Here is a 17,696-nt window from a genome sequence, read left to right on the forward strand (position 1 = left end):
CGGTCATGGACTCCGTGGTGGAATCAGTGGTGGAATCCGTTGCGTTGGTGGCGTCCGTGGCGGTCATGGTTGCTTCCTTCCGAGTTTGCCGACTGCCGGGCGCAGCGGCACGTCGAGCGCGTCGTAGAGGCCGGGTTCGGCGGCCGCGAGCCAGTCGATGGCCCCCACCAGCCGTCCCACGGCGGTGGCGTTGCCGCCCGCCGAGCGGTTGTCGCCCTCGTCGGTGCATTCGATCGTGACCTCGATGCGCGGGCGGCCCTCGATGACCACGCGGTGGGCTCCGGAGCCGTCGGGGGGCGTGGGCCAGTCCGGGGCGCAGGACGCGTGGATCCGGGTCACGTGCTCGATGACGATGCGGGCTTCGCCCTCGACGATCCCCTGCACCTCGAAGCGGATGGCGCCCTGGGTGCCCGCCTCGAACTCCCCCATCGTGGCGGTCCGTACGGTCTCGTCGAGCGCACGGCGCTCGGAGGTCTCGCGGATCTCGTCGAGTTCGACGCCGAGCGCGCGGGCCATCATGCGGATCTGCCCGCCCCACACCATGGTGGGGATCGACGGCATGAGCATCATCGGCTCGTAGTCCATGGGGTGGCCCATGCCGATGAGGTGGCGGACCGAGTCCGGCTGGTCGTAGGTGGAGTAGTCGAATATCTCCTGGCAGCGGATCACGTCGACCGTGGAGCCGAGTCCGCTGATCAGCAGGGGCAGTACGTCGTTGCCCCAGCCGGGATCGACGCCCGAGGCGAAGAGCGAGCCGCCGCCCTCGGCGATCGCGGCGAGCACCGGGTCGCGGAACTCGGGCGGGGCGCTGCGGTGGTCGTACAGCGGGTAGAGGGCGGGGCTGACGACGACCGCGCCCGAGCGGACCGCCCGGACGATGTCGTCGAGCGCCTCGTCGGGGCGGACGTCGCCGGAGGCCGCGTAGACGACGGCCCGGTGCCCGGCGGCCAGGACCGACGCGGTGTCGTCGGTCGCCGGGACGCCCAACGCGTAGGTGAGTCCGGCGAGTTCGCCCGCGTCGCGGCCGACCTTGTCGGGGTTGTGGACGAGTACTGCGGCGAGCTTGAGGGCCGGGTGGGCCTCGACGGCACGGATGGCCGCGCGGCCGACGTTGCCGGTACCCCAGACAACCGTGGAAATCATGCGCGGAGGGTAGCGAGCGGGCCTGCAGGTTCCTAGTGCCACGACCCCGAAAACTAGAACCGGATTCAGTCTTGGGGTGTCGTGTCCTCCCGCGGCGGTGTCGCTTCCTTGCGCCGCGCCGTCGCCTTCGTGCGCGGGGAGGTCGATCCGCTCCCCCGTGCGCGGCCCACGGCGACCATGACCGCCAGAGCGGCAGCAGCGAGGAGCACCACCGCGCCGAGCACGATCAGCAGGTTGCGCCCGTACGGCAGCGGCAGCGCCGACGGATTGGGCGGCGCGCCGGGGCGCAACAGCAGCGGCAGGGTGACGAGGACGAGCGCTCCCCCGGTCAGCAGGGCCCCGCGTACGAGCCCCCGCGCGCCGGCGGGCCAGCGCGCGGCCCGGGCCCCGGCGGCCAGGAGCAGCCCGACCGCGAGGACCAGCGGGGCGATGACCGCGTCGTGCAGGACGAGCCCGCCGCCGAGCCAGACCAGCACGTCCCAGGGATCGGGCAGTGCGAGGACCTGCCGGACCCCGACGGCGACGAGCAGCAGCCCGACCCCGCCGAGCAGGTACCGCGGCGCGTTCCGGGGCATCACAGCACCTCCAACCGGGCGACCCACTTGGTCTGGAGCACACCGGGCCGGTTCGGCGCGATGATCCGGGCCGGGAAGCCGTGATCGGGCGAGAGCGGCTCCCCGCCCAGGGTCAGGGCCAGCAGGGTCAGCGGGTCCCGGGCGTACGTCCGTCCCATCTCCATGACCCGGTACGCCCCGCCCGTCTCCAGCGAGGTGACCCGTACGGCGGCGCCGGGCGGGGCCCCGGCCCGGTCCAACAGGTCCCGGATCCGCACGCCGCCCCAGAGCGCCTCCACGCTCCAGCCCTCGACGCAGGCGATCGGCAGCCGGGCCTCGACCTGTGGCAGGGCCAGGAGTTGGGCGCGCGTCAGGCTGTAGGGGAGGGGCCCGAGCACCTCCAGCCGCCAGTCCCGCAGCGCCGCCTCCCCCACTCCGGCGGCCGCCGCCGTGCGGTTGACCGGCAGCCCCTGCGGCCCGTGCCCGGGGTGCCGGGGGGCTAGCAGGTCCAGGCGCGCGAGCGGGGTGACGGACTGCCCCACCGTGGTCAGGGTGACCGCGCCGACCGCCGCGCCGAGCCCGAGCATCAGCGTGCGCCGGTCGGGGCCGTCCTGCGCGGGCAGTGCGAGGGTGCCGGGCGAGCGACGCCCCCAATGGGCCCTGATCTCGGGCGCCTTGACGGCGATGTGCAGCAGGATCGAGCCGGCGGCCACCCAGGCGACGGCGAAGTGCACCGGCACGAAGGAGAACGGCCAGGGGTACCACTCGGCGATGTTGAGCAGCCCGCTGAAGACCTCGAAGACGGCGGAGGCGACGAGCAGCGCCACCGAGAGCCGCTCCAGCGCGTGCCGCACCGAACGCACCGGCGGCCAGACGAACAACCGCGGGTAGACCGCCCACAGTTTGACGAGCAGCAGCACGATCGCCGCGATCCCGGTGCCCACGTGCAGCCCCTGGCTGACCCGGTACCCCCACACCGGACGGCTCGGCAGCGCACCCGCCGCCCAGGGCGGTGGGTGCTGGAGGTAGTGGCTGATCAGCCCGGTCACGAAGCAGACGGCGAAGGCCGCGCCCAACCACCGCCCGACGGCGGTGGCGGTGCGGGCGTCGTGCAGTCGGCCGGAGAAGGAGGGCGGTCGCGGACGGGCCGGGAGGAGCCGGCGCCGGGTCGGTGCGGTCATGCCTCCCATCACAGCGGCCGAGACCGCCGCACGGGGCTTTCGACACCTTACGAAACGCGGACGCCCGGCCCGCCGGGCTACTGGCGGTGGATTTCGTCGCCGCCCTGAACGCGTCGACCTGATCCGTTCGGCGCGGCTACCGCTGCGCTCCCTCCGGCCAGAGCACCCGTACCGGCACACCCGTTCGCTCGGAGTACGAGACCACATCCGCCGTCCCGCCGAACCCGCGAGCGGGCTGCCCGTCCCACACGGCCAGCAGCTCGTCCACCAAGCCGACGAGGATCTCGCTGCCGGCCATGTGCGCCGCAGAGTCGGATGTCACCATGCCGGTCCGGTGGACCTCGGACGCCTGTGCCATCAGCCGGTCGTACACCGGCCAGTGTCCCTCGGGCAGACCTTCACGGTATTCCTCGGCGGGGAGCACGACTTCCAAGCGGCCGCCGTGCTCGACGATGTACTCCGCGAACCAGCTGTCGGGACCGTCTGCGATGCAGGAGACTCCCACCAGATCGGCGTCCTCCGTGTTGCGCACCGCAGCCTGGAGAAGGTCGCGCACCTGCTGCTCCACGGTGGCGTCCAATCCCCGATGGCCTGTGATCCCCACGCGCATGGTGTGCCTTCCCCTACAGGTGGACGTCGTGCAGCCGCTCGTCGAATTCACGCACGACCTTGGGCGGCGACGCAGTTCGGTACGACCGTCGAACCGCGCGGGCACGGTCCACGATCCGTCCCGAACGGTACTGGACGCCCGCGTCGAGCGCCCGGGAAGCGAGCGCGAAGGCCGCCTCCACACGCCCGGCAGCCAGATGCCCGGCTGCGATGTCCAGGAGCAGCAGAGCGCGCTGCTTGGCGTGCCCGGTGGCCAGCACCGTGGTGTCCGCGTCCAGCACCCAACCGGACAGCCCGAGCCTGGCTCCGCAGTTCACCCGGGCTGCGGCGACCTTGGCTTCGCTGAAGTGGAACACCCACGGCCAGGGCGCCGGATCCTCTGCGCGCAGCCGGGAGACGCTCGTCCGACTCGCGGTCAAGGCCTTGTCGGTCGCGCGCTCGTTCCCGACCGCAGCATGCGCCACTGCTTCCACGGAGAGGAGCCATGCGTCCGCGATCAGGGGTCCACCCGCGGCCAGGTACGTGCGCGCCTTGCTCGTCCAGGCCAGTGCCTGATCCCCGTTACCGGCGTCCGCCTCGAACTGGGCCATGCTGCCGGCCTGGTAGGCGGCCAGCAGCGGTTCGCCCGCGGCCCGGGCCGCCCTCACGGCCGAGGCATACCAGCTGCGCGCCGATCCGTGATCGCCCATGTCCCATGACAACCAACCCACCAGACTCGCGGCCTCGCTTGCGACGGCCGCCAGCCTGGCCCGCTGACGGTCGTCACCAGTCGCCCGGCTCACGGTCTGGACGAGCCGGAGGTGGGCTTGGACCACTTCGGTCAGTTCACGCGACGGGGTCGACGCATCCAGGCGCCGGTACGACGCAGTACCCAGGCGTAGGGTCGCCGCCTGCCCCGTACCCTCGCCCGGATCGGGCAGCGCGGAGAGGATCGGCGCGGCAGCTGCTGCCGCAGTCCCTCCCATGAACTGTCTCCGGTCCACGTGCTCGTACCCATCTCGTGCCACAGCATCCGCGAGACCCAACAACGAGGCAGGGAGGCTCAGATGCGTTGCCATCAGCGCCAGTACGTCTGTCGCGTATGCCCTGTGGCCTCGCTTCTCTAACCGCGAAACAGCGGACTGCGACAGCCCGCACGCCTGCCCCAGCTGGGTCTGCGTCATTCGCGCGCTCTTGCGCACCAGCTCGATGACCTTGCCGTAGTTCTTCGCGCGGGACGCTTCTCTCACCGCTGGCGAAATGCTCAACGTCGACCCAATCTCGCGTGTCGACCGGTACCCGCATTTGCCGTTACCCGCTGTGCGCATACCGGTATTCGCATGCTGCATCGGAGATGGTCCCACATCGGCCGCGCGTCATTGACTGATCTCACAACGCGCTGACGACGGCAGGGAGCATCACCGTGGAAGTCCTTGAAACCGCAGGCGAAGAGGCGTTCGACCACATCGATCATCCGCTCTTGAACAGGCAGGTGCGCGACCCTCGTTCCGAGCGCACGGGGCAGCTGATGGCCGTGCTCCGCCAATTCGCCAGCACGGTCGCCGGGCGGCCGGTGCACACCCTCACCGCCTACATCCACGGCACGGACGGCCTGGAGTTCACCGCGGCCCCGGGCACCCTGGAGCGGGCGTGAGCACACCGGTGACGGCCGTCGGCAGGATCTGCGCCTTCTGCGACCGCCCCATCAAGGCCGGCGGCCACCAGTTCACCCCGCACTCGGCGTCCGGAGCCCGGCCCACCAGCTGGACGCACGACATCCGCGACCCGTCGTGCAGGCCGTTGCGTACGGACGAGCGGTGACCCGCGAGGGACGGCTCCGTCAGGGCATCGCCTACGTACTCGGCCACGTCGAGGAGCAGCCCGAGGGCGCGGTCGCCGCGGACTGGACCGCGTACTTCCTCAACGACGGCGGCCTCGTCGCCCACGGCGTGAAGTGCTTCCACTTCCAGGCCCAGGGCCTCCGCACCCCCGAGGCCGTGCGGGCGATCGCGGCATGGGACGCCGCGGTCCGGCTCGACGAGGGCTGGCCGAAGGCGGCGGCCCTCGCCGCGGCCACCCGCGACCTCCTCCTCGAAGAGGACCGACACCAGGCCCGCCGCCGCGCACGACGGGAACACGCCCGGTGAACGAGTGGCCGCGCCAGGCCCTGTACGTCGTGATCGCCCTCGGCATCCTCGCCGTGATCGTGATCGGCACCCGCTGACCGCACCATCCCGCACGCAACCGAAGGAGAACCATGTCTCACCTCGCCCAGCGGTCCGCCCGCGCGCTGCTCAGCGACGCGCAGTTCAACGACGTCCGCGCGACCATCCTCGGAAACAACCCCGGGATGAAACCGGATCTCGCGGCCGACATCCTGGTCGACGCGCTCGCGTTCCTCGCAGCGGCCACCGTCTCCCCGGTCCCCCTCGTTCCGTCCCGCGTGGTGGACGAGGGATGGCACGCGCTGATCCTCCACACGTCGCTCTACCAGCAGCTCGCCGTGAGCCTCGGCCAGTTCATCCACCACGTCCCGGAGCGCCCGGACCCCGAGCACCGGAGCGAGGGCGCCCGGCACCGCTCCATCGCCGCCATCGAGGCCCTCGGCTACGAAGTGCACGTGGACCTGTGGCACGGGCCGACGGACACCCTGATCTCCGTGGCTGCCGACTGCCAGCACTCGTCCGAGGGGCCCATCGTCATCATCCCGAAGCCCAAGGGCCAGATGGGTAGGCTCCGCGCATGACCGAATGGATCGACCCCCGGTACGCGGACATCGTCGAGCGGCTGCGCGAGCAGCCGGAGCAACCGGACCGGCGGGGACCGCAGCCACTGCGTGGGTTCCTCGTGCCTGAGACCGACAAGTCCTGATTCAAAAGCCCCAGCCGGCTCTCAGCCGACTGGGGCTGCTCCCTGGTGAGCGGCTGACACCGGCCTCCGACACCTTACGAAACGCGGACGCCCCGCCCGCCGACCCCCGCCCCGGCCTCCCCCGCTGTCAGGCTGGCCGCATGCTCAGCCCCCGCGCCTCCACCGTCCGCGAGCCACTGCGACCCGCCCGGCGACCAGCCCGGCCGCACGCCGTGCCCACCGCCTTCCGCACCGCCCTGCGCATCGGCCTCCCCGCCGCGCTCCTGGTCGCGCTCGTGGCGACGCTGGTGGGCGCCGTCCGCAAGGACGGCTTCTTCACCGACCAGGCCGCCCTGACCTGGTGGTACGCCGCCGCGTGGGCGCTCTTCGCGGTGGCCGTGGCGGCGCTGCGCGCGGCGCCCGTCCGGTACGTGGTCCCGCTGGTGCTGGCCGGCGCGGTCGCCGTGGCCGCCACCGGGCTGGTCGCGCCGCCGCGCACCAGTACCGACTCCTTCCGGTACGCCTGGGACGGCCGGGTGCAGGCCACCGGCACCTCCCCCTACGACCACGCCCCGGCCGATCCCGCGCTCCTGCGGCTGCGCGACGACTGGCTGTTCCCGCAGGGCGCCGCCGCGTGCGCCGGGCCGGACCGGGCGGCGGTCTCCGACGGGGTGTGCACGCGCATCAACAGGCCCCGGGTACACACCATTTACCCACCGGTGGCGGAGGGCTACTTCCTGCTCGTGCACGCTCTGTCCCCGTCGGGCGTGCACCACAAGGCCCTCCAGGTGGGCGGGGCCCTGCTGTCCGTCGCCGTGACCGCCTTCCTGCTGCTGATCCTGCGCCGGCGGGGCGCGGACCCGCGCCGCGCCGCCTACTGGGCCTGGTGCCCGGCGGTCCCCGTCGAGGCGGTGAACAACGCGCACGTCGACGTCCTCGCGGTGCTCCTGTCGGTGGCCGCCCTGGGCCTGGTCACCCGCCGCCGGGCGCTGGGCGGAGCCCTGTTCGGCCTGGCCGTGGCGGCGAAGATGCTGCCCGCCGTGCTGCTGCCGGGCGCGCTGGCCGGCGTACGCCGCCCGCGCGACGCGGCGGCCCTGCTGCTCCCCGCCGCCGCGGTGGTGGCGCTGACGTACCTGCCGTACGTCCTGACCTCCAGCTCCTCCGTCTTCGGCTACCTGGGCGGCTACGCCCGGGAGGAGGGTTACGACGATCCCGCCGCCAAGGGGCGCTACGCCCTGCTGCGGCTGGTCCTCCCGGACTCCTGGTCGCTGCCCGCGGTGGCCGTCGTGCTGCTCGCGGTCGCCGTCCACGTCTGGCGCCGGGGCGACCCGGCCCGCCCCTGGCACGGCTCGCTGCTCCTGACGGGCACGGCGTTCCTCCTGCTCACCCCGGGGTACTCCTGGTACGCGCTGCTGCTGATCGCCCTCGTGGCCCTGGACGGCCGCTGGGAATGGCTGCCGACCGCCCTGGCGGGCGCGGCGTCGTACGTCGCCTCCTCCCCCGCGGCCCTGGGCCCCGACACCCCGACCGTTTCCTACGCCCTGGCCGCGGCCACGGCCCTGGTGGTCACGGCGGTGCGGTGGCGGGCCGGGGGTCAGAGCCAGCCGTTGCGGCGGAAGCCCCGGTGGATGACGAAGCAGGACACGGCCATGAGCAGCAGGACCGCCGGGTAGCCGTACGTCCAGTGCAGCTCCGGCATGTGGTCGAAGTTCATGCCGTAGATCCCGCAGACCATGGTGGGCACGGCGACGATCGCCGCCCACGCCGTGATCTTGCGCATGTCCTCGTTCTGGGCGACGGTCACCTGGGCCAGGTGGGCCTGGAGGATCGAGTCGAGCAGGGCCTCGTAGGAGGCGATCTGGTCGGTGGTCCGGACCAGGTTGTCGGCGGCGTCGCGGAAGTACGGGCGGACCTCGGCCGGGACGGCGGGCATCGGCTCGGTGCCGAGGCGGTGCAGCGGCCGGTCCAACGGGGCCACCGCCCGGCGCAGTTCCAGCAGTTCGCGCTTGAGCTGGTAGATCCGGCCGGCGTCGCCGCGCCCGCTGTGGTCGCTGAACACCGTGCTCTCGACGGAGTCGATGTCGCTCTGGACCGAATCGGTGACGCAGAGGTAGTCCTCGACCACGTGGTCCACCATGGCGTGCAGCACGGTCGCCGGGCCCAGCGCCAGCTGGTCGGGGTCGCGTTCCAGGGCCTCGCGCAACGGGCCGAGGGAGCCGTGGCCGCCGTGCCGCACGGTGATCACGAAGTCGGCGCCGACGAAGGCCATCAGCTCGCCCGTGTCGACCACCTCGCTGGTCTCGGTCAGCCGCTCGTGCTCGACGTAGCGGACCGTCTTGAGGACGGCGAAGAGCGTGTCGTCGTACCGCTGCACCTTGGGCCGCTGGTGGGCGTGGACGGCGTCCTCGACGGCGAGCGGGTGCAGGTCGAAGAGCGCGGCGAGGCCGACGAGTTCCTGCTGGTCCGGCTCGTGCAGGCCGATCCACACGAACCCGTCGCCGTTCTTGCGGACCCGGCGCAGCGCCTCCTCGGCGTCGGCGCAGTCCTCCTGGCGCACGCCGCCCCGGTAGACCACGCAGTTCACCACCGCGGTCCCGAGCGGGGACCTGGCCGGGTGGCTGAGGTCCACGGCGCGCCGGTAGCCACGGCGCACGGCCTTGCGCAGGCTGCTGAACATCGACACGGTAGGTACTCCTCTTCGGCGGATCGCCAGACAGTGTCGCATCAGCGGTCGCACCCGCCGACCAGCCCTCTTCCGCGCCCGGGGGCGCTGCCCCCGGGGCTCCTGCCGGCGTCCGCGCGGGGCCGCGTACCGTTGCGCCCGCGTACGACGACGTGGCAGGACGAGTCGTGGCGGTACGCGACATGGCAGGACGAGCCGGAGGAGACGGTTGTGGCGGCAGGACCGGAAGTGGGATCGGTGGTGGGCGACTTCACGCTGCCCGGCGGCGAGCTGGTGGGCGGTTCCTTCGAGCGGCGCGACTTCACGCTGAGCGAGCGGCGCGGTGGGCCGGTGGTCCTGGCGTTCTACCCGGGCGACAACACCGCCGTGTGCACGAAGCAGCTGTGCTCCTACTCCAGCGGCTTCGAGGAGTTCGCCGAACTCGGCGCCACGGTGTGGGGGATCAGCCCGCAGGACGTCGACAGCCACGAGGGGTTCGCGCGGCGGCACGGCCTGCGGATGCCGCTGCTCGCGGACACGGGGCGCGAGGTCGCGCGGGCCTTCGGGGTGAGCGCTCCGGTGATCGGGCTGCGCCGGTCGGTCTTCCTGATCGCGCCGGACGGCACCCTGCGCTGGAAGCACGTGGCGCTGTTGGGGGCGACGTTCCAGAGCGCCTCGACGCTCGCCCGGCAGCTGGCCGCGTTCGCGTAGCCGGGGCGGGCCGGGGCGCCTGGCCGGATCGCCGGACCGGGATCGCCAGACCGAGGTCACCGGACCGAGGTCACCGGACCGGGGGAAGGTCGTCCGTCCCGGCGAATCGGCCCCCGCCCGGGCGGTAGCGTGCCCCGTGCGCGTGATGGTGACCGACCGTGGGGGATGGATCCGCTGTGCCTGCCGTACCCGCCGTGCCCGCTCCGGCCGCCGCCGTGATGGGCCCGCTACTGCCCGGCGATCCGCCGGTGATCGCCTCGTACCGCCTCGTGGGACGGCTCGGCACGGGCGGCATGGGCGTCGTCTACGCGGCCGTGGACGGCGGCGGCCGCAGGGTCGCCCTCAAGACGGTGCATCCCCAACTCGCCGCCGATCCGCAGTTCCGGGCCCGGTTCCACCGCGAGGTGGGGGTGCTGCGGCGGGTCACCGGCCCGTGCCTGGTCCCCCTCGTCGACGCGGACCCGGACGCCGCCGCGCCGTGGTTGGTCACGACGTACGTACCGGGGCCCACCCTGCACCAGTACGTCGCCGCGCATGGGCCGCTCACGGGGGCCCGGCTGCACCTCCTGGCGGCCGGTACGGCGGCCGCACTGGCCGCCGTGCACGCGGCCGGCGTGGTGCACCGGGACCTCAAGCCGGCCAACGTGATCCTTTCCCCGGACGGCCCCCGCGTGCTCGACTTCGGCATCGCCCACGTCACGGACGGCACCGCGGTGACCCGTACCGGCGTCATGACCGGAACTCCCGGCTGGATCAGCCCGGAGCAGTACCGCGACGGGTCCGCGGACAGCCGCGGCGACCTCTTCGCCTGGGGCGCGCTCATCGCCACCGCGGCCACCGGCAGGCCCGTCTTCGGTACCGGGGCCCCGGACGCGGTGGCCTACCGCGTGCTGCGCGAGGAACCCGACCTGGCGGGCGTGCCCGACGAACTGCACGGCGTCCTGGCCGCCTGCCTGGCCAAGGAACCCGGCGAGCGGCCGAGGTCCCGGGCCCTGGCGGTCGTCACCGCGCGGCTGTTGGACGGCGCGGCCACCGAGGTGCTGCCGGTGGGCCGCCCGGCGGCCGCCGCACCGGCCCCGGTGGAGGACGCACCGGCCGAGGGCGCCCCGGTCGACGACGCGCTGATCGCGGCCCGTTGGGACGTTCCCTCGATCGAGGACCCCTCCTGGGGCGCGGTCCCGCCGGCCGGCACCGGCACCGGAGCCGCGCCCGTACCCGCCCCCGCCGGGCGCGGGGTGTGGGTGCGCCGGGGCCTGTTCGTCGCGGCGGCCGCTGCCCTCGGCGGCGTCGTCGGGTTGGGCCTGAGCCTGCTCCCGTCCGGACAGGACGGTCGCGACGGGCGGGACAGGCGGGACGCCGCCGCGGCCTCCTCCTCGCGCTCCCCCGACGACCGGCCCGCGACGTCGGGCACCCCCGCGACGCCGCCCCGGAGCCCGGCCGGCCCGCTGTCCGCGAGCAGTCCTCCCCCGTCGACCACCGGCGTGCCCGGCGCCGCCGGTGACCCCGGTACCGGCCGTACGGCCGTCCACACCATCGCCCCCTGGTCCGTGGCCGGCGGGGAACCGGCCGAGGGGGTCACGATCACCGGGGAGACCGCCGGGTCCTGTTGGACGGTCTCCAGCAAGACCCCGCGCTCCGACGCGTGGCGCTGCATGTCCGCGAGCACCATCCTGGACCCCTGCTTCGCCCCGGGCGACGGGGCGGCCGACGTCCTCCTGTGCCTGGACGGCAACGCCCGTCGCATGCAGCGGATGATCCTGACGCAGCCGCTCCCGGCGGACTCCTTCCGCCCGCCGGACAGCCCGGCCCCGACCACCCTGCTCATCGAGCTGGCCAACGGCAAGACCTGCGGCTTCGCCTCCGGCGCCACCTCCGACCTCGCCGGCAAGCGCCTCAACTACTTCTGCGAGGACGGCGGAACCGTCTACGGCGACCCGGACCGCTCCCGCCCGCTCTGGACGGCCGATTACCGCAAGGACCAGAGCCCGACGACGGAGAGCGTCCCGATCAGAGCGGCGTACCAGTAGTCGCGCCGGCTCCGTCGCACCCCCTAGTGGTTCTCGGTCGGTCGCAGGTCGCGCGGGATCAGCTTCCAGGTGGTGACCGCCGCGATCACCGCGAGGCCGCCGGCCAGGAGGAACGCCGGGGTGATGGCCAGGGTGTAGGCCTGTGAGGCGGTGTCGAGCAGGGCCTGCCCCGCGCTGCCGCCGAGCCGCTCCGCGGCGTGCGCGGCCTCGCCCACGGAGGCCCGTACGGCGCTGAGCGTCGAGCCGTCCAGGTCCAGCGCGGGAAGGTTCCCGCGGTAGAGCGCGGCGGCCGTGGAGCCGAGGATGGCCACGCCCATGGCCGAGCCGAGTTCGTAGCAGGTCTCCTCGATGGCGGCCGCGCTGGAGACCTCGTCGGCGGGCGCCGTCGACATCAGGGTCACCGAGGCGACCGTGGTGGCGAGGCCCGCGCCCAGGCCCATGACGGTCAGGGCCGCGGCGAAGGCGGGGTAGCCGAGGTCCGAGAACTGCTGGAAGCCCCACGGCAGGGCCATGCCCGCGGCCAGCACCACCAGTCCGGCGCCGAGGACGTGCCGGATGGCGAAGCGCTGCATGAGGGCGGGGGCCAGCATCGAGGCGCAGATCAGGGCGAGCGGCGCGGGCAGCAGGCGCAGGCCCGCCTCCAGGGGCGTGTAGCCCTGGCCGTACTGGAACCACTGGGTGACCAGGAACAGGATCGCGCCCATGCCCACCATCGGCAGGAAGATCGCGGTGGCGGCCACGCTGAAGGCCGGCTTGGCGAACAGCCGGACCTGGAGCAGCGGGTTGTCCACGCGCAGCTGGCGGCGTACGAAGACGGTCAGCGATACGGCGGCGAGGGCGAGCAGCGCCCAGGGCAACGGCTCCGCGACACCGCTCTTGCCCAGCTGCTTGATGCCGCCCGCGAGGGCGAGCATGCCGACGATGGACTGGCCGACGCCCCACCAGTCCCATCGTCCGGCGGCCCGGGGCGAGCGCGATTCGGGCAGGTAGCGCAGTCCTGCCGCGACGATGACCGCGGCGACGGGAAGGTTCAGGAGGAAGGCGGAGTGCCAACCGAAGTCCTGCACGAGCAGGCCGCCGACGACCGGCCCGAAGGCCATGCCGCCGCCGAAGACCGCCGCCCAGACGGCGAGGGCGAAGGCGCGCTCCTTGGCGTCGGTGAAGACGCTGCGCAGGATCGACAGGGTGGACGGCATGATCGCCGCGCCACCGACGCCGAGCAGTGCGCGGGCGGCGATGACGTGCCAGGCCTCGGTGGAGAAGACGGCGATGAGCGAGGCGACGGCGAAGATGCCGAAGCCGACCATGAGGAGCCGCTTGCGCCCCCACCGGTCGCCGAGGGCGCCCGCGGTGACCAGGAGTCCGGACAGGGCCAGCGCGTAGACGTCGATGATCCACAGCTGCTGGACGGCGCCCGGCTGGAGGTCGCCGACGAGCGAGGGGAAGGCCACGTTGAGGATCGTGGTGTCCATCGAGATGAGCAGGAGGCTGCCGGAGAGGATCGCGAGCACGATCCAGCGGCGCGGGTCCTGCGTGCGGGTGCGCATGGGGATTTCCGTTCACGGTGGTGCGGGGTGCTGGTGTGGGGCCGGTACGGAGGAGTACCTCGACGGGTCGGCCGGCACGGCTCCTGCACCGCTCCCACCCACACCAATCGAGTCTCTCTCGTCCCAAACGATACAAAATTGTCTCATTTGAAGCAAACGCGACCCGGAAAACACTCCGGAACCCTCCCCTCCGCCAGATGGGTAAAGATTCAACCATGCCCCATTTGCCCCAGGGGCCCTCTTGCGAAGTTAGGTTAGCCTTCCCTTTATGCAGCTCCTACATCTGGCCGCCTCGGCCGGCTACACCACGCCTCCGCCGTGGCGCGTCCTGACCAAGGCCGGGTACTTCATCGGCCTGTCGGGAGCGATCGGCACCACCGTCACCTACGCCACGTCCGTACGCCCCGCGCTCCGCGCGCCCTCGACCGGGGGCGGCGATGCGGAGGTCATGGGACGAAGAACCTCGGGGTACCTCGCCTGGGCCGGGGTCGTCCTGCTCGTCGCGGGCTACTTCCAGCTCGCCGCACGCCTCGCCCGCGCCGGCAAGGGCATGCCCTTCGGCGACGCCCTCTCACCGGCGCGGATCATTGACTTCCTCGGCGCACCGGCGGCCAAGGGCGCGTGGGTCGCCCAGGGCGCGATCTACACCGTGCAGAACGTCCTCCTGGTGCTGACCTCCGCGACCTTGATGGCGCTGTTCCTCCCCCGGGCCCGCCGGCACCTGAACGCGCTGGCACTGACCGCCCTGCCCCTGAGCCTCGCGGTGACGCTCGTGGGGGCCGTGCCGACCACCGCGCCCAAGGACTCGGACAAGGTGCTGGACCTCGTCTTCGGCCAGGTCCACATCGTCGGCGGCGTGGTCTGGATCGGCGGCCTGGCCTTCCTCGCGGCCCTCGCCACCACCCGCGGCCGACTCGGTGAGGGCGCGGGCCCGATGTGGGCGGACGTCTGGCGCCGCTTCTCGCTGGTCGCCCTCGTCTGCGTCGGCTCCGTCCTCACCTCGGGCCTGTGGATGAGCTGGAAGCACGTCGGCGCCATCAGCCAGCTGTGGACGACGACCTACGGACTCTTCCTCTTGGTCAAGATCCTGCTGGTGCTCGGCATGGTCGCGGCCGGCGGCCTCAACCAGTTCTGGCTGATGCCCCGCATCGCCAAGGCCCGCGCGACGGACGACACGTCCTCGCTCGTGCACCTGACCCTGCGCCACTTCCCGAAGGTCGTCTGGGGCGAGGTCGCCCTCGGGGCCGCCGTCCTGGCCGTGGTCCCGTTCCTCAGCGGCTCCGCCCGCTCCGAGGCGGGCAGCCCGCCCGCCGTCTCGACCGGCAGCATCTTCGCGGTGGGCGCGCTGCTCGTCCTCACCCTGGTGGCGTCCCTCTACATCACGGTGCGGACCTCCGACGCCCTGGCCCGCCGCACCCCCGCCACCCCGGCCCCCGCCCCCTCCTCCTCCACACCCGCCTCCGCCTGACCCGGCGGACAACGGCCGGCCTCAGCTGACCCACCGTGCCGCCGCCACGCACGTCCACGTTCCCCTCGGGGCACGGGAGGGGCTCCGTCGTCGCCCTGATCAAGTCGACCGAGATCTCCCTCTCCGTCTGATCGCACGGCGACGGCGCCCCGCAGCCCGCGCTGCGGGGCGCCGCGCCCGTGCCGTCAGGTGACGGTGATGAACCGGGCGGTGCTCGGCACCCCCTGGGAGTCCAGGGCGAAGAGCATGTAGGTGCCGGGCAGGACCACGCCCTTGTCCGCCGGGACGGAGACCGTGTAGGTGCCGCCGCCCGCGGCGGTGGACACCAGCGGGACCCGCCGCTGGTCGTTGTCCGTGGAGTGGGTCGCGGCCGCGGCCCGCATCAGGACGAAGGAGGCCACCGACCCCTCGGCGGTGACGGTGAGCTGGGCGCCGGCGGCGGCCCGGGGCGGCACACCGCCGGTGATGACGGGGCGCGGCTTGGCCGAGCCGTCGGCGTTCAGCAGGTACGGCGGGGTGAACACGGCCCCGTCGGCGTGGTTGGTGGCGCAGTCGCCGCACAGGCCGCCGCCGCCGGAGAAGATCCGTCCGTCGGGCAGCAGGTTCGCCACGCTGTGGTAATTGCGCGGGATGGCCATGGTGGCGAGCTGGGTGAAGCTCCCGGTCGCCGGGTCCCACAGCTCGGGGGTCAGCACGGACGTGGCGTCGCTGAACGGCACCGGGTACGCCTGTCCGCCGAAGACGGCGACCTTGCCGTCGGGCAGGACGACGCTGTTGCCGAAGGCGCGGGCGTACCCCATGTCGCCCGTGCGCGCGGCCCGGACCTGGTCGCCGTCGATGCCGACGGTGTAAGCGCGCCGGGTGGCGGGCGTCTTCTCGTACGCGGGCGAGCCGCCCAGGGTGAGCAGCTTGCCGATGTCGTACGCGACGGCGTTGCCGGTCATGGCGTCCTGGCTGTCGGCCCGGGTGCCGGCGGCGGTGATGGTCCCGTTCCCGCCGGTCGTGATCCAGTTCATCTGCTTGCTCGGTCCCAGCTGGAGCACCTTGCCGTCCGAGGTGGCGTGCAGCCACATGTGGTTGTCGGCGCGGTAGGCGCCGGCCGGATCGGCCGTCATCGCCGGGACGGCGGGCACGCCGGGGAGCCTGCGCCAGGTGCGGGTGTCCGGGGACCAGACCTCGCCGGCCTTGTCCCCCGCGACTCCGCTCCAGGATCCGCCGAGGACGAAGGCCTCGCCGGTGGAGAGCAGGGTCATGGCCTGGTAGCCGCGGGCGATGTTCATGCTGGCGGTCGCGGACCAAGCGTCGGTGGCCGGGTCGTAGATGCTCGCCTTCTCCGCGTTGCTGCCGCCGGTGACCAGGACCCGGCCGTCGGCGAGCATCACTATGCCCGGGCAGAACATGTCGTGGCCGGTGTTGTCGATGCGGCGCTGGGTGACCTTGCCCGTCTTCAGGTCCAGGATCGCGGTCTGGGTGTAGCCGTTGCTGCCGCCGAAACGATCGACCGCGTACGCCGACCAGGCCAGGAGCTTGTCACCGGGCAGGACGGCGGTGGCCACCGGCACCAGCGGGAAGCCGGTGATCCGGCCCCAGGAGCCGTGCGCGGCCGGGTCGGCCGGGCCGCTCAGGCGTATCTCGGCGGCGGAGGTCCAGGGACCGCGGTTGCCGGCCTCGCTGGTCACGCGCAGGCGTATGTAGCGGGCGTTCTCGGTGCGGGTGAAGGTGGCGGTCTTGACGGTGTCGTCGTCGCGCCAGGTGCCCGCGGAGACCGGTGCGCCGAAGGTGACGCCGTCGGTGCTGGTGCTGATGGTGTACGCGCCCGCACGCCCGTTGGGGCCGTCGTTGCGGGGCTGGTAGACCAGGGCGGAGACGGCCGCCGTGCGGTGCATGTCGATGGTGAGGGCGTGCGGCAGCGGGGTCGGCGTCCCGGAGTACTTGCTGTGCCAGATGGTGGCGGCGTCACCGTCGAGGACGTTGGCCGCGCGGTTGTTCGTCGCGCTGGTCTCCTCGTCGCTCGCCGCGGCCGTCCATCCGGTCCGGGGCAGGTCGACGGTGGCGGCCGGGGTTCCGGGGTCGCCCAGCAGGTTGAGCTCCGCGGCGGAGGTCCACGGGCCGCGGTTGCCGGCCTCGGTGGCGGCGGTCAGCCGGACGAACCGGGCGCCCTGCGGGGCGAATCCCAGGGTCTTGGCGCTCGCGTCGTCCGCGAGGGTGCCGGTGGCGACGGGAGCGCCCCAGTTCTGGCCGTCCGCGCTCACGCTGATGCTGTACTCACCGACGCGCCCGTTGGGTCCGTTGGTGCGGGGCTGGTAGAGGAGCGCCGAGACCACCGCCGTGCGGTGCATGTCGATGGTGAGGGCGTGCGGCAGCGGGGTCGCGGTCCCGGACCACTTGCTGTGCCAGATGGTGGCCGTGTTGCCGTCGAGGACGTTGGCCGCGCGGCCGTTCTCCCCGCCGGTCTCCTCGTCGCTCGCCGTGGCCGTCCAGCCGATCCGGTCGAGGAGCGGAGCCGTGGGTTCCATGGCGTTCGCCGGGGCCACGCCGTGGTGCGGCGACTGTTTCGCCGTCTGCTGGTCGAAGGGCACGGGCGCCGGCCGCGGCGCAGGGTCCCGGCCGGCGCGCCCGGTGCTCGCCACACCGAGCAAGGGGGTGATGCCGACGAGCAGCGAGCCGAGGGCGAAGGCGATGAGCAGATGGGAGCGGCGCACAGCTCGGGAAAGGGCCAGGGCGCGGGCGCGGACGCCGATACGGGTGCCGATACGGGTGCGGATGCCGGTGCGGATGCCGGTGCGGGTGCGGGCGCTGGTGCCGGTGCGTCTGGGATGCAATCGGACCTCCTGGGCGAAAAGTGAACCGCTGCGGGCCCCTAGAAGATAGGTCAGCACACGCCAACTCGCCGCCCCAAAAAGGGAGTTGGTGCGAACTGGCGCCGGCACAGGCGGAGCCGCCCACTCCACCGGGCCCGACGACG

At 73.0% G+C, this 17,696-nt stretch carries 17 protein-coding genes; 9 read left to right on the forward strand and 8 right to left on the reverse strand.

Annotated features, from left to right (window positions below; all coding sequences use genetic code 11):
- Positions 1–63: 63 nt before the first annotated feature.
- From ACIQWR_RS14685 to ACIQWR_RS14705, 5 genes are all read right to left on the reverse strand, one after another.
- A complete protein-coding gene (locus ACIQWR_RS14685; RefSeq protein WP_404008572.1) occupies positions 64–1,143 on the reverse strand; it encodes a dihydrodipicolinate reductase in 1,080 nt (359 codons plus the stop codon).
- Positions 1,144–1,208: 65 nt separating this feature from the next.
- Positions 1,209–1,718, reverse strand: coding sequence for a hypothetical protein (locus tag ACIQWR_RS14690; protein ID WP_404008574.1), 510 nt, complete (start codon positions 1,716–1,718; stop codon positions 1,209–1,211).
- Entirely contained in the window at positions 1,718–2,878 is a 1,161-nt protein-coding gene (locus ACIQWR_RS14695) for a molybdopterin-dependent oxidoreductase (RefSeq protein WP_404008576.1), read from the reverse strand. Before ACIQWR_RS14695 ends, ACIQWR_RS14690 begins: the two co-directional genes overlap by 1 nt.
- A gap of 136 nt (positions 2,879–3,014) precedes the next feature.
- Entirely contained in the window at positions 3,015–3,488 is a 474-nt protein-coding gene (locus tag ACIQWR_RS14700; protein ID WP_404008579.1) for a hypothetical protein, read from the reverse strand.
- A 13-nt stretch (positions 3,489–3,501) separates the two neighbouring features.
- Positions 3,502–4,815 (reverse strand): helix-turn-helix domain-containing protein, encoded by a 1,314-nt coding sequence (locus ACIQWR_RS14705; RefSeq protein WP_404008582.1) that lies wholly within the window; start codon positions 4,813–4,815, stop codon positions 3,502–3,504.
- A 74-nt stretch (positions 4,816–4,889) separates the two neighbouring features.
- On the opposite strand from ACIQWR_RS14705, the gene ACIQWR_RS14710 reads away from it, so the two are divergent.
- The 6 genes from ACIQWR_RS14710 to ACIQWR_RS14735 all read left to right on the forward strand — a co-directional run bounded on the left by ACIQWR_RS14710 (position 4,890) and on the right by ACIQWR_RS14735 (position 7,989).
- A complete protein-coding gene (locus ACIQWR_RS14710; RefSeq protein WP_404008584.1) occupies positions 4,890–5,120 on the forward strand; it encodes a hypothetical protein in 231 nt (76 codons plus the stop codon).
- Entirely contained in the window at positions 5,117–5,287 is a 171-nt protein-coding gene (locus tag ACIQWR_RS14715) for a hypothetical protein (protein ID WP_404008587.1), read from the forward strand. The genes ACIQWR_RS14710 and ACIQWR_RS14715 overlap by 4 nt, the downstream gene beginning before the upstream one ends.
- Complete coding sequence (locus tag ACIQWR_RS14720; RefSeq protein ID WP_404008590.1) at positions 5,284–5,613, forward strand: hypothetical protein; 330 nt, start codon at positions 5,284–5,286, stop codon at positions 5,611–5,613. The genes ACIQWR_RS14715 and ACIQWR_RS14720 overlap by 4 nt, the downstream gene beginning before the upstream one ends.
- Before the next feature lie 110 nt (positions 5,614–5,723).
- Positions 5,724–6,212 (forward strand): hypothetical protein, encoded by a 489-nt coding sequence (locus tag ACIQWR_RS14725; protein WP_404008593.1) that lies wholly within the window; start codon positions 5,724–5,726, stop codon positions 6,210–6,212.
- A complete protein-coding gene (locus ACIQWR_RS14730) occupies positions 6,209–6,337 on the forward strand; it encodes a hypothetical protein (RefSeq protein WP_404008596.1) in 129 nt (42 codons plus the stop codon). Before ACIQWR_RS14725 ends, ACIQWR_RS14730 begins: the two co-directional genes overlap by 4 nt.
- A 140-nt stretch (positions 6,338–6,477) precedes the next feature.
- Entirely contained in the window at positions 6,478–7,989 is a 1,512-nt protein-coding gene (locus ACIQWR_RS14735) for a glycosyltransferase 87 family protein (protein WP_404008598.1), read from the forward strand.
- On the opposite strand, the gene ACIQWR_RS14740 is transcribed toward ACIQWR_RS14735, so the two are convergent.
- Positions 7,911–8,993 carry a magnesium and cobalt transport protein CorA gene (locus tag ACIQWR_RS14740; RefSeq protein WP_404009336.1) on the reverse strand — a complete coding sequence of 361 codons (1,083 nt, stop codon included), beginning with the start codon at positions 8,991–8,993 and terminating at the stop codon, positions 7,911–7,913. The two genes, ACIQWR_RS14735 and ACIQWR_RS14740, sit on opposite strands and share 79 nt — an antisense overlap.
- 216 nt (positions 8,994–9,209) lie before the next feature.
- Here ACIQWR_RS14740 and ACIQWR_RS14745 point away from each other — a divergent pair, with 216 nt between their 5' ends.
- Both ACIQWR_RS14745 and ACIQWR_RS14750 read left to right on the forward strand, forming a co-directional pair.
- Positions 9,210–9,689 carry a peroxiredoxin gene (locus ACIQWR_RS14745; protein ID WP_404008601.1) on the forward strand — a complete coding sequence of 160 codons (480 nt, stop codon included), beginning with the start codon at positions 9,210–9,212 and terminating at the stop codon, positions 9,687–9,689.
- Between the two features lie 176 nt (positions 9,690–9,865).
- Complete coding sequence (locus tag ACIQWR_RS14750) at positions 9,866–11,716, forward strand: serine/threonine-protein kinase (RefSeq protein WP_404008604.1); 1,851 nt, start codon at positions 9,866–9,868, stop codon at positions 11,714–11,716.
- 23 nt (positions 11,717–11,739) lie between these two features.
- Here ACIQWR_RS14750 and ACIQWR_RS14755 read toward each other — a convergent pair whose 3' ends face one another.
- Positions 11,740–13,263, reverse strand: a complete 1,524-nt coding sequence (locus tag ACIQWR_RS14755; RefSeq protein WP_404008607.1) for an MFS transporter — start codon at positions 13,261–13,263, stop codon at positions 11,740–11,742.
- A 268-nt stretch (positions 13,264–13,531) separates the two neighbouring features.
- Between ACIQWR_RS14755 and ACIQWR_RS14760 the strand changes: the two genes are divergently transcribed.
- Positions 13,532–14,731: a copper resistance D family protein gene (locus ACIQWR_RS14760; RefSeq protein ID WP_404008609.1), complete on the forward strand. Its 1,200-nt coding sequence runs from the start codon at positions 13,532–13,534 to the stop codon at positions 14,729–14,731.
- 185 nt (positions 14,732–14,916) lie between these two features.
- Here the strand turns inward: ACIQWR_RS14760 and ACIQWR_RS14765 are convergent, their stop codons facing one another.
- Entirely contained in the window at positions 14,917–17,553 is a 2,637-nt protein-coding gene (locus ACIQWR_RS14765; RefSeq protein ID WP_404008612.1) for a discoidin domain-containing protein, read from the reverse strand.
- Between the last annotated feature and the right edge of the window lie 143 nt (positions 17,554–17,696).

The sequence above is a fragment of the Streptomyces sp. NPDC098789 genome, from assembly GCF_044759975.1.
In the GTDB taxonomy this organism is placed as follows: domain Bacteria; phylum Actinomycetota; class Actinomycetes; order Streptomycetales; family Streptomycetaceae; genus Streptomyces.

Bases quoted from the DNA above. Each gene is read 5' to 3' on its own strand.
- ACIQWR_RS14685 (WP_404008572.1), bottom strand. From the start codon at position 1,143: ATGATTTCCACGGTTGTCTGGGGTACCGGCAACGTCGGCCGCGCGGCC.
- ACIQWR_RS14690 (WP_404008574.1), bottom strand. From the start codon at position 1,718: ATGCCCCGGAACGCGCCGCGGTACCTGCTCGGCGGGGTCGGGCTGCTG.
- ACIQWR_RS14695 (WP_404008576.1), bottom strand. From the start codon at position 2,878: ATGACCGCACCGACCCGGCGCCGGCTCCTCCCGGCCCGTCCGCGACCG.
- ACIQWR_RS14700 (WP_404008579.1), bottom strand. From the start codon at position 3,488: ATGCGCGTGGGGATCACAGGCCATCGGGGATTGGACGCCACCGTGGAG.
- ACIQWR_RS14705 (WP_404008582.1), bottom strand. From the start codon at position 4,815: ATGCAGCATGCGAATACCGGTATGCGCACAGCGGGTAACGGCAAATGC.
- ACIQWR_RS14725 (WP_404008593.1), top strand. From the start codon at position 5,724: ATGTCTCACCTCGCCCAGCGGTCCGCCCGCGCGCTGCTCAGCGACGCG.
- ACIQWR_RS14730 (WP_404008596.1), top strand. From the start codon at position 6,209: ATGACCGAATGGATCGACCCCCGGTACGCGGACATCGTCGAGCGGCTG.
- ACIQWR_RS14735 (WP_404008598.1), top strand. From the start codon at position 6,478: ATGCTCAGCCCCCGCGCCTCCACCGTCCGCGAGCCACTGCGACCCGCC.
- ACIQWR_RS14740 (WP_404009336.1), bottom strand. From the start codon at position 8,993: ATGTTCAGCAGCCTGCGCAAGGCCGTGCGCCGTGGCTACCGGCGCGCC.
- ACIQWR_RS14755 (WP_404008607.1), bottom strand. From the start codon at position 13,263: ATGCGCACCCGCACGCAGGACCCGCGCCGCTGGATCGTGCTCGCGATC.
- ACIQWR_RS14760 (WP_404008609.1), top strand. From the start codon at position 13,532: ATGCAGCTCCTACATCTGGCCGCCTCGGCCGGCTACACCACGCCTCCG.